This is a genomic window from Streptomyces sp. H27-H1 (genome assembly GCF_026627445.1).
GTDB lineage: Bacteria > Actinomycetota > Actinomycetes > Streptomycetales > Streptomycetaceae > Streptomyces.
On sequence record NZ_JAPNLJ010000003.1, the window covers coordinates 1 to 10741 of the forward strand.

Sequence of the window (10741 nt, forward strand, 5' to 3'; positions counted from 1 at the left end):
GGTCCTCCACGGTCACGGACGCCAAGTGCGGCAGGAACAGGTCGAGTATCTGATCACTTAACACCCGCACCATGATCGACCTGATGCACGGTCACGCTGGGCGATCCCGAAATGTTGATCAGAGCCGATCGGATTCCCCGCGGACGGCCCGTCGAATTGGCGCGCTCCGTAACGTCATACCTGAGTCTGGGAAGCGCTCACCCGGCAGGGGGAGGGGGATCGTTCAAGCGGCCGACGCTGTCGGCCGCCGTCGATGCGACGTTCAGAGCATGACCGGTTACGCACGGATGATGAGGACGTCTTGGCACACGTGGCATCAGCGATGCCCGCGCTGGGTGGGCTGGGCCACGATGCTCTGGGCGGTGGTGTACGCCGTCTTCGGTCTTGCCTGCGTGTGGAGCGGGGCCCCCTTGTTCCACCACGGCGACGTCCCAGGATCTTCCGCGCTGGGGTGGGCGGTCGTGGCGGTGGGGGCGCTGGCGGCGCTGTCCTGTGGGGCGGTGGCGCGGTACGGGCCGCGGCCGGCACTGCGGACGCTGCTCTGGGCGGTGTGCGGCCTGGCCGGGCTCGCCGCATTCAGCCTGCTGATGGACGTCATCACCCTGATGTTCGGCCAGAAAGTGGACAGTTGGGTGTCCGCCGCGAACCACGCCCTGGCGGCGGCCGGGGTTCTCCTGCTCGCGGCCACCGCCCGATCCGGTACCGGCGCGTCCGTCGCGACCCCGGTTGAGGCATCTTCCGCGGCTCCGCGACCGGTCCAGCTCGCCGCGGGCGCCGGCACTGCGGCATTCCTCCCGTACGTGGTGATGAAGTTGGTCTGGGCGTCTGGCGGCACCTTCGCCGGGATGTCCAGCGAGGAGATGAGCGCGCTCTCCGAGCGCAACGGCGCCTCGGGGATCTGGCTCACCCTGGAGTCCTGGGGCCTGGACGGCACCGCACTGCTGGCCGCACTCGGTGTCTTCCTGCTCTGGGGCTTGGTTCGCCCCTGGGGTCTGGTCTTCCCGCGCTGGACGCTCTTCCTTCGCGACCGCCGCGTCCCGCGTTGGCTCCCCCTGACCCCGGCCCTGATGGGTGCCGCCACCCTCGCACCGTACGGGGTGTTCGGTATCGGCTACTCGGCCCTGGCCACGGCGGGCGTGGTGACGATGCGCCGCGGCGACTTCCACTCCCCGGCCGACGCACTGCTGGTCACCTGGATCGGCATGGCCGCATTTGCCGTTTACGGGCTCGCGCTGACCGTGGCTGCCCGCTCGTACTGGATTCGGAGCAGTCGCCCAATGGATGAGCGCCAACACTGAGTGATCATCGGTGGCCGGCTGGATCCCCGCTGACTGGCCGCCCGTGGGGAGTTCCAACTGGCTACCAACAGCAGCCGGGTTCTCCGAGATCGCCGCCGGCACGGAGGGCGTCCACGTGATCGAGCACGCGCGCGGAGCCATGGTCGGCCGGCTGCCCGAGGAACTCGTGCCCGCCCCACACACCACCGGTGGGCTCGCGCCTCGGGACTGGCAGGGCTCAGGCACACCTCGGCCTCGCGATGGCGGCAGTCCTGCGCGCGGCTGGTCCGGCCGTGGAGGCCCACGTGCTGCCCGGCCCCGTACCGGCAGCGGAACCAGCCACCTGAGGGCGGACGGTGCCAGGCGACCGGCGGTGGTGGATGAGCGGGGTCGGGAACAGTTCCGTGTCCCGCCGCCCGTGCCGCCGCCGAGTGGCCCTCCGGGTCCGCGCTTTTGAGTGACACCACCGCTCGGCGCCGTGCGGGCCGTCGTCGTGGTCCCCGACGATCGCCGGTGGTCGTTCGTGTCACGGACATGATCCGTCGCCAGCCGCGGAGGAGATCTCGTGCAGGTCCTGCTCATCGCTAGTGCCTTCAACAGCCTCACGCAGCGCGTACACGCTGAGCTGCGCGACCACGGCCACCAGGTCGCGGTCGAACTTGCCGTACCCGGGAAATCGTTGACGCCGGCGGTGGACCGCCACCAGCCGGACCTGATCATCGCCCCCATGTTGCGCACGGCGATTCCGAAGGAGATCTGGTCCTCCCGAACGTGCCTGATCGTTCATCCCGGACCGGTCGGCGACCGCGGCCCGTCCTCGCTCGACCGGGCCGTCCAGGAACGGCAGCCCCGCTGGGGTGTCACCGTCCTCCAGGCCGTCGAGGAGATGGACGCCGGGGATGTCTGGGCCAGCGTCGAATGCGCCGTCCCGCCGGTCGCGAAGAGCGATCTGTACCGCGGGGAAATCGCAGACGCGGCACTCGAAGCGGTCCTGCAGGCGGTCGAACGCTTCGCCTCCGGCGCGTACACCCCACAGCCCCAGCTCACCGGTCACACACGCCCCTACCTGCGGCAGGAACACCGCCGCATCGACTGGCATTCGGACTCCACCGAGCGGGTGCTGCGCGTCCTTCGGGCGGCCGATTCCCAGCCCGGCGTACGGGATGAGCTGCTCGGCGGAGAGTGGTACCTGCACGGCGGCTACCCCGAAGGCCGGCTGCACGGGCGGCCGGGCGAGCTGTTGGCCACCCGCGCCGGGGCGATCTGCCGTGCGACGACCGACGGGGCCGTCTGGATCCCCGAACTGCGGGCCCTGCGCCTGCCCGGGGAACCGGTGCCCGTGAAGTTGCCGGCCACCGTGGCCCTCGGCGACCTGCTGCGTCCGCCGCATCTGCCGCGCCCGCTGCCCGAGGACGCCGCCCCGCCGCCCGGCGCGGGCGCGGGCGCGGGACGCGACAGGACCTGGTCCGAGATCGACTACCGGGAGGAGGGCGGAGCCGGCTTCCTCACGTTCTCCTTCCCCGGCGGCGCCATGAGCACCGAGCGGTGCCGCCGGCTGCTCGACGCCTACCGGACCGCCTGCTCCCGCCCCACCTCCGTACTCGTCCTCGGCGGCGGCCGTGACTTCTTCTCCAACGGCATCCACCTGGGCGTCATCGAGGCCGCGGCCGACCCGGCCGAGGAGTCCTGGGCGAACATCAACGCCATGGACGACCTCGTCGAGGCCGTCCTGACAACCACCGACCGCCTCGTCGTGGCGGCCCTCGGCGGCAACGCCGCCGCGGGCGGCGCCATGCTCGCCCTCGCCGCCGACGAGGTCTGGTGCCGCTCGGGCGTGGTGCTCAACCCCCACTACCGCCTGATGGGGCTGTACGGCTCGGAGTACTGGACGTACACGCTGCCGCGCCGGGTCGGGGCGGCAGCAGCCACCCGGCTGAGCGGAGAGGCCCTGCCCGTCAGCGCCGCCGCCGCGGTACGGCTCGGGCTGGCTGATCGTACGGTCGCCTGCCCGCCCGGGGCCTTCGCCGACGTCACGGTCCGTCTCGCCACGCGGCTGGCCGGCTCGCCGGCGGCACAGGCCAGGATCGCCGCGAAGAAGGCGAGGCGCGAGCTGGACGAGGCGACCCGGCCGCTGGCCGTGTACCGGGAGACCGAGCTGGCCCGGATGCGGGAGACCTTCTTTGACCCCGAGGCCCCCTACCACGCCCTGCGCAGGGCGTTCGTACGCAAGGAGAGCCCGGCGGCCACCCCGGCGCACCTGGCCCGCGTCCACGGAGGCGGCTCCCGGCACGGTGACGGCTCCCGGCAGGGTGGCGGCCCCGACGCCGGGCCGGTCCCAGGATGACGGCCGCGCGCCGGATCACCGGACCGGCCGGGCGTCACTGGACTGGGCGTACATGACCGCGCACCGGGACCTTCCGCCTGTTAGCAAGAAAGGTGACGCCGGCATGCCGGTCTTCCCCACCGTCCGCACTCTCCCCCCACCGCTCCCACCCCTCCCCTAGGAGGCATCCAGATGAACACGCAAACGCCGACCGAGGCCGAGGACCCCCCGATCCACATCCTCTGGATCAACGCGGGACTGAGCTGCGACGGCGACTCCGTGTCGCTGACCGCGGCCATGCAGCCCAGCATCGAAGAGATCGTGATGGGCGTGCTGCCCGGTCTGCCGAAGATCGCCGTGCACTGGCCCCTGATCGACTTCGAATGCGGTCCCGTGGGCGGCGCGGACACGTTCATCGAGTGGTTCTTCAAGGGGGAACGCGGCGAGATCGACCCCTTCGTGCTCGTCGTGGAGGGGTCCATCCCCAACGAGAGCATCAAGGCCGAGGGCTACTGGTCCGGTTTCGGCGACGATCCGGAGACCGGCCAGCCCATCACCACCAGCGAGTGGATCGACCGGCTGGCGCCCAAGGCCCTTGCCGTCGTCGCCATCGGCACGTGCGCCACGTACGGCGGAATCCACGCGATGGAAGGCAATCCGACCGGTGCCATGGGGCTGCCCGACTACCTCGGCTGGGACTGGAAGTCCAAGGCCGGCATCCCGATCGTGTGCGTGCCCGGCTGCCCGATCCAGCCGGACAACTTCTCCGAGACGCTCACCTACCTGCTCTACCAGGCGGCAGGTTCGGCCCCGATGATCCCGCTCGACGACAAGCTGCGCCCCACCTGGCTGTTCGGCGCGACCGTTCACGAGGGCTGCGACCGGGCCGGCTACTACGAGCAGGGGCAGTTCGCCCACACCTACGACTCCCCGAAATGCCTGGTCAAGCTCGGCTGTTGGGGCCCCGTCGTGAAGTGCAACGTGCCCAAGCGCGGCTGGATGAACGGCATCGGCGGCTGCCCGAACGTGGGTGGCATCTGCATCGCCTGCACCATGCCCGGCTTCCCGGACAAGTTCATGCCCTTCATGGACGAGCCGCCCGGCGGCAAGGTGTCCAGTGTCGCCAGCGGCGCCTACGGGGCGGTGATCCGCAAGCTCCGGGCGATCACGGCGCACACCGTGGACCAGGAGCCGAAGTGGCGCCACCGCGGGGACAAGCTCACCACGGGCTACCGACCGCCCTGGTGACGGGGCCGGGGCGATCCGACCCGTAGCAGCCGCACACCCGTAGCGCTCCACATCCGCGGCACCCCCACAACCGCACTCATGTGACAACCACCGATCCCGCACCGAAGGGTCACGGAGACACGATGGCACCGAAGACGAACGCAGCCGGCGACGGCAGCGGCCTGGTGGAGATGGCCTGGGATCCGATCACACGGATCGTGGGCAGTCTCGGCATCCACACGAAGATCGACTTCAAGCAGAAGCGGGTAGCCGAGTGCTACAGCACCTCGTCGGTCTTCCGCGGCTACAGCGTCTTCATGCGCGGAAAGGACCCGCGCGACGCGCACTTCATCACCAGCCGCATCTGCGGCATCTGCGGTGACAACCACGCGACGTGCTCCGTCTACGCGCAGAACATGGCCTACGGGGTGAAGCCGCCCCACCTCGCCGAGTGGATCATCAACCTGGGCGAGTCCGCGGAGTACATGTTCGACCACAACATCTTCCAGGAGAACCTGGTCGGGGTCGACTACTGCGAGAAGATGGTCCGCGAGACCAACCCCGGCGTCCTGGAACTGGCCGAGCGCACCCCGGCCCCGCACGCGGGCGAACACGGCTTCAAGACCATCGCCGACATCATGCGCTCGCTCAACCCCATCGAGGGGGAGTTCTACCGCGAGGCCCTCCAGGTCAGCCGCTACACCCGGGAAATGTTCTGTCTGATGGAGGGGCGCCACGTGCACCCCTCCACCCTCTACCCGGGCGGTGTGGGCACGATCGCCTCCGTCCAGCTCTTCACGGACTACATGAGCCGCCTCATGCGGTACTGCGAGTTCATGAAGCGCGTCGTCCCGCTCCACGACGACCTCTTCGACTTCTTCTACGAGGCCCTGCCCGGGTACGAGGAAGTCGGCCGCCGGCGCGTGCTGTTGGGCTGCTGGGGGGCGCTCAACGACCCCGAGCACTGCGACTTCACCTACGCCAACATGACCGACTGGGGACGGAAGATGTTCGTCACCCCGGGCATCGTGGTGGACGGCAAACTGGTCACCAACGACCTCACCGAGATCAACCTCGGCATCCGCATCCTGCTCGGCAGCTCGTACTACGACGACTGGCAGGGCCAGGAGAAGTTCGTCACCCACGACCCGCTCGGCAACCCGGTCGACGCCCGCCACCCCTGGAACCAGCACACCATCCCGGCCCCCCAGAAGCGAAACTTCGACGACAAGTACAGCTGGGTGATGTCCCCCCGCTGGTTCGACGGCAAGGACCACCTCGCCCTCGACACCGGAGGCGGCCCGCTCGCCCGCCTGTGGTCCACCGCCCTGTCCGGGCTGGTGCACACCGACTACGTGCAGGCCACCGGCCACAGCGTGGTGATCACCCTGCCGCGCACCATGACCAAGCCCGAGACCCGCTTCGAGTGGAAGATCCCGAAGTGGAGCAACGCGCTGGAGCGCAACCGCGCCCGCACGTACTTCCAGGCGTACGCCGCCGCCATCGCCCTGCACTGCGCCGAGAAGGGGCTGGCCGAAGTCCGCGCCGGCCGCACGCAGACCTGGGAGAAGTTCGAGGTCCCGGACGAGGGCCTCGGCGTCGGCTTCACCGAGGCCGTGCGCGGGGTGCTCTCGCACCACATGGTCATCCGCGACGGCAAGATCGCCAACTATCACCCCTATCCGCCGACCCCCTGGAACGCGAGCACCCGCGACACCTTCGGCACGCCCGGACCCTACGAGGACGCGGTGCAGAACACCCCGATCTTCGAGGAGAACACCCCGGAGAACTTCAAGGGCATCGACATCATGCGGGCCGTGCGCAGCTTCGACCCCTGTCTGCCGTGCGGGGTCCACATGTACGTGGGCAAGGGGCAGACCGTGAAGCAGATGCACGTCCCCACCGGACTGAGCGGACTGGGCGGATGAGCGCGCGCGAGAGGGTGAGGGCCGACGCCCGCCAAGCGGGCGTCCACGTCGAGGAGGTGCTCGACCGGCTCGCCGCCACCGGGGACCGGGAGGTGTGCGCGGCCGCCGAGGAGCTGGTACGCGTCCTCATGGACTTCTACGGCGCCGGGCTCGCCCGCATCGTCGACCGCCTGGGGGAGGACCGGCTCGCCGCCCTCCTCGACGACGAACTGGTGGCGAGCCTGCTCGCCCTGCACGACCTGCACCCCGAGGACGTGGACACCCGGATCGCCCGCGCCCTGGCGAGCGTACGGGAGGACGTGGAGCTCCTCGGCTTCGACGGGTCGACCGGGACACTTCGGCTGAGGTCCGCGCCGAGCACCGGCTGCGGCTGTTCCGGTGCGGCCGAGGGCCCCTCGCAGGCCGTCGAAGACGCGCTCGCCTGCTTCGCCCCCGAGGTGACCGCGGTGGAGATGGCACCCGCCGAGGCACCGCAGCCGGCCCTGCTCCAGATCGGCACCCGCCCGCAGCCTCCGGCGCGGGTGCTGTGAGCGGCGCCCCGGGGTGGTCCCCGCCCGGAGACCTGCGAGCTGTGCGGAGTGGCCGTCGCCGAAGGTGCGCACCGGCACGTCGTGGAGACCGAGAAGCGGTCGCTGGTCTGCGCCTGCACCGCCTGCGCCCTGCTGTTCGACCGGCCCAGCGTGGCCACCGGCCGCTTTCGCGCCGTCCCGACCCGGTACCTCGCCGACCCCTCCCACCCGCTCGACGCCGGTGCTTGGGAGCTGCTCCAGATCCCGGTGGGCGTCGCCTTCTTCTTCCGCAACGCCGCCCTCGACCGCCTCGTCGCGCTCTACCCGAGCCCGGCCGGCGCCACCGAGAGCGAACTCGACCCCGAGACCTGGCAGGCCGTACTCGGCGCCGGGCGCCTCGCCGCGCTCCTGGAGCCCGACGTGGAGGCCCTGCTGCTGCGCCGCGAGCAGGGCCGGACCGACTGCTATCTGGTACCGATCGACATCTGCTACGAACTCGTCGGGCGGATGCGCCTGTTGTGGACGGGCTTCGACGGCGGGGCCGAGGCGCGAGCCGCGCTCGAAGCCTTCTTCGCCGAGGTCGGGCGACGAGCCAGGATCCCGGCGGAGGCACCCGCGCCATGACGGACTTCGAGTTCACCTGCACCGGGGTCCGCGCCGACCCGTACGCCGCCGGGCCCACCCTGGTGTTCCGGCTGCGCGTCACGGCCGGCGGTACCCCCGCGCCCACCCGGGTGCACGCCCTGGCCCTGCGCTGTCAGCTGCGCATCGAACCGGCCCGGCGCGGCTACGGACCGGCCGAGGAGGCCGGCCTGGCCGACCTGTTCGGCGAACGCTCCCGGTGGGGCACCACCCTGCAACCCGTGCAGTTCGCGCAGGTCGCCCTGATGGTGTCCAGCTTCACCGGGGAGACCGAGGTCGACGTGGTCGTGCCGTGCACGTACGACATGGACATCGCGGCGAGCCGCTACTTCAGCGCCCTGGAGGACGGAGAAGCGCCGCTGCTGATGCTGTTCTCCGGCACCGCCTTCACCGGGGCCGGCGGCTTCCACGTCGAGCCCGTGCCCTGGGACCGCGAGGCCTCGTACCGGATGCCGGTGGCGGTCTGGCGCGAGATGGTCGAGCAGCACTTCCCGGGCTGCGGCTGGCTGCGGCTGCCCCGCGACCTCATGGACGAACTGCTCGCCTTCCGTTCGCGGCACGCCCTCGCCTCCTGGGAGGCGACCGTACGGACCCTCCTGGACGCGGCGGCCGAACCCCTGCCGGAGCCCGCGCCGCCCTTCCGGCTGGGCGCCGTCCTGCCGCGTGTCACGGAGAGGACGGCCCAGTGACGACGGCCACCGCACTGGAGTCCCGCTTCGCCCACGCCCGGCAGGTGGCCGACGCGGTGCTCTTCGAGGGGTACGTGCTGTACCCCTACCGGGCCTCGGCGGCCAAGAACCGGCTGCGCTGGCAGTTCGGGGTGCTCGTGCCGCCGGCATGGGGCCGGGTGCAGGGCGAACACGCTTTCCAGCAGACCGAGATCCTGATGGAGCCCAAGGGCGACGCCACCCTCGCCGTGGAGCTGCGCTTCCTGCACGCGCGGCGCCGGACCGTCGAGCGGGCGCTTCCTGACGGCTCCTTCGAAGGGGTCGCCGAACTGCACCTCGACGACCGGGTCCTGGTGCCCTGGGACGAGGGGGCGGAGGAGCGGGTCGAATTGAGTCCGACTCTGGGGGAGCTGACCGCAGAGGGGGCCGTGTTTCCCTTCGAGCGCCCTGCCCGGGAGGACATCGAGACGGTCGCCGGCGCCGACGGGGAAGCCGTCGGCCGCTTGGTGCTGCGTACCGAACCCATTGAGGGGTGCGTACGGCTTCGCGCCGTCGAACTTGACGGACCCTACCGGGTGTTGAAGCTCACGGCCGTGGTGGAGAACACGAACCCGTGGACCCCCGCGGCCGAGAGCGACGACCGGGAGGCGGCGCTGCCCCGCTCACTCGTCGCGGCCCACCTCCTGCTGGGTCTGAGCGGCGGCTCCTTCCTGTCGATGACAGACCCGCCGGAGTGGGCCAAGGGGGCCGTCGCCGCCTGCGCCAACCGGCACACCTGGCCCGTCCTCGCGGGCGAGCCGGGCCGGGCGGACGTGGTGCTGTCCTCGCCGATCATCCTGGAGGACCATCCCGCCATCGCCCCCGAGAGCATCGGCGCGATGTACGACGCCACCGAGATCGACGAGATCCTCGCCCTGCGCACCGCGGCCCTGACCGATCAGGAGAAGCGCGAAGCGCGAGGCACGGACCCGCGGGCCGCCGCGGTGATCGACTTGGCGGAGTCGATGCCCCCCGAAGTGCTGGAGCGGCTGCACGGTGCCGTACGCGCCCTGCGCGAGATCACCGGCCCGGACGGGACGGACGAGCCGGAGAGACCGCTGGAAGTCTTCGACGAGCAATCCGTGTTCAGACCCGAGACCCCGTGGTGGGACCCGGCGCACAGGGATACCGCCGATCCCGCGCGGGACCGGGTCCTCGTCGACGGCGTAGCGGTGGGCGTCGGCAGCCGGGTTCTCCTACGTCCGGGCCTGCGGCGCTCCGATGCCCAGGACCTGTTCCTCCAGGGCCGCGCGGCCCTGGTCGAGGCCGTACTGCACGACGTGGACGGCGGCGTGCACCTCGCCGTCACCGTGGAGGGCGACCCCGGCGCGGACATCCGCCGGGAGCAGGGCCGGTTCCTCTACTTCCAGCCCGACGAACTCAGCCCCCTGGAGGACGCGTGAGCGGCTCCCGCACCCTCGTCGCGGGCATCGGCAACGTCTTCCTCGGCGACGACGGCTTCGGGGTGGAGACCCTGCGGCAGCTGTCCGCGTACGAACTACCCGGACATGTCGAAGCGGTGGACTTCGGAGTCCGCGGGGTGCACCTCGCCTACCAGCTCCTCGACGGCTACGACACCCTCGTCCTGGTGGACGCCACGGCCCGCGGCGGGCCCCCCGGCACGCTCTACCTCATCGAGCCCGACGGACCGGACGAGTCCGGCCGCGTCACGCGGGGAGCTCCCGTGCTCGACGGCCACCAGATGTCCCCCGACGCGGTCCTGGCGCTCCTGGGCTCGCTGTGCGAGGGCACTGGCTCCACCCCGCCCCGGCGGACCGTCGTGGTGGGGTGCGAGCCCGCCTCCGTCGAGGAGGGCATCGGGCTGAGCGAGCCGGTGGCCGCCGCGGTGCCGGAGGCCGTACGGATGATCCTGGAGCTGTTGCGGAACGGGCACGCCGATCACGCTGATGACACCGATCACGACATCGTGGCGGCCCCGGTCGCCGAGTTGAGGAGGACCCCGTGAAGAAGGCCGTCATCGGCGGCGCGGCCGCGGCCGCGCTCATCGCCGTTCTGAAGCAGATCCTCCCCGACGTCAAGCGCTACCTGCGGATGCGCCGCATGTGACGCACGACGGCCGAACGGCGTACGCGGCGCACGGCACGTCGGCGTGCCCGACCGCACCGTC

At 71.1% G+C, this 10741-nt stretch carries 10 protein-coding genes; all 10 read left to right on the plus strand.

Going from position 1 to position 10741, the window contains the following annotated elements; translation table 11 throughout:
- The first annotated feature begins 335 nt into the window (after nt 1-335).
- The 10 genes from OTB20_RS03500 to OTB20_RS42695 all read left to right on the plus strand — a co-directional run bounded on the left by OTB20_RS03500 (nt 336) and on the right by OTB20_RS42695 (nt 10680).
- The gene (locus OTB20_RS03500; protein WP_267815110.1) at nt 336-1298 is read left to right on the plus strand and encodes a hypothetical protein; all 963 of its coding nucleotides are present in this window, start codon (nt 336-338) and stop codon (nt 1296-1298) included.
- A gap of 544 nt (nt 1299-1842) precedes the next feature.
- Nucleotides 1843-3621: an enoyl-CoA hydratase-related protein gene (locus OTB20_RS03505; protein ID WP_267815111.1), complete on the plus strand. Its 1779-nt coding sequence runs from the start codon at nt 1843-1845 to the stop codon at nt 3619-3621.
- A 171-nt stretch (nt 3622-3792) separates the two neighbouring features.
- A complete protein-coding gene (locus tag OTB20_RS03510) occupies nt 3793-4848 on the plus strand; it encodes a hydrogenase expression protein HypE (protein WP_215025821.1) in 1056 nt (351 codons plus the stop codon).
- Nucleotides 4849-4970: 122 nt separating this feature from the next.
- Nucleotides 4971-6755: a nickel-dependent hydrogenase large subunit gene (locus tag OTB20_RS03515; protein WP_267815113.1), complete on the plus strand. Its 1785-nt coding sequence runs from the start codon at nt 4971-4973 to the stop codon at nt 6753-6755.
- A complete protein-coding gene (locus tag OTB20_RS03520) occupies nt 6752-7285 on the plus strand; it encodes a hypothetical protein (protein WP_267815114.1) in 534 nt (177 codons plus the stop codon). The genes OTB20_RS03515 and OTB20_RS03520 overlap by 4 nt, the downstream gene beginning before the upstream one ends.
- A gap of 48 nt (nt 7286-7333) precedes the next feature.
- Nucleotides 7334-7888: a DUF5947 family protein gene (locus tag OTB20_RS03525; RefSeq protein WP_267815115.1), complete on the plus strand. Its 555-nt coding sequence runs from the start codon at nt 7334-7336 to the stop codon at nt 7886-7888.
- Nucleotides 7885-8595, plus strand: a complete 711-nt coding sequence (locus OTB20_RS03530) for a DUF6084 family protein (protein WP_267815116.1) — start codon at nt 7885-7887, stop codon at nt 8593-8595. Before OTB20_RS03525 ends, OTB20_RS03530 begins: the two co-directional genes overlap by 4 nt.
- A complete protein-coding gene (locus tag OTB20_RS03535) occupies nt 8592-10016 on the plus strand; it encodes a hypothetical protein (RefSeq protein WP_267815117.1) in 1425 nt (474 codons plus the stop codon). The genes OTB20_RS03530 and OTB20_RS03535 overlap by 4 nt, the downstream gene beginning before the upstream one ends.
- The gene (locus OTB20_RS03540; protein WP_267815119.1) at nt 10013-10579 is read left to right on the plus strand and encodes a hydrogenase maturation protease; all 567 of its coding nucleotides are present in this window, start codon (nt 10013-10015) and stop codon (nt 10577-10579) included. The genes OTB20_RS03535 and OTB20_RS03540 overlap by 4 nt, the downstream gene beginning before the upstream one ends.
- Nucleotides 10576-10680 (plus strand): DUF6893 family small protein, encoded by a 105-nt coding sequence (locus tag OTB20_RS42695; protein ID WP_420716317.1) that lies wholly within the window; start codon nt 10576-10578, stop codon nt 10678-10680. The genes OTB20_RS03540 and OTB20_RS42695 overlap by 4 nt, the downstream gene beginning before the upstream one ends.
- Nucleotides 10681-10741: the final 61 nt, after the last annotated feature.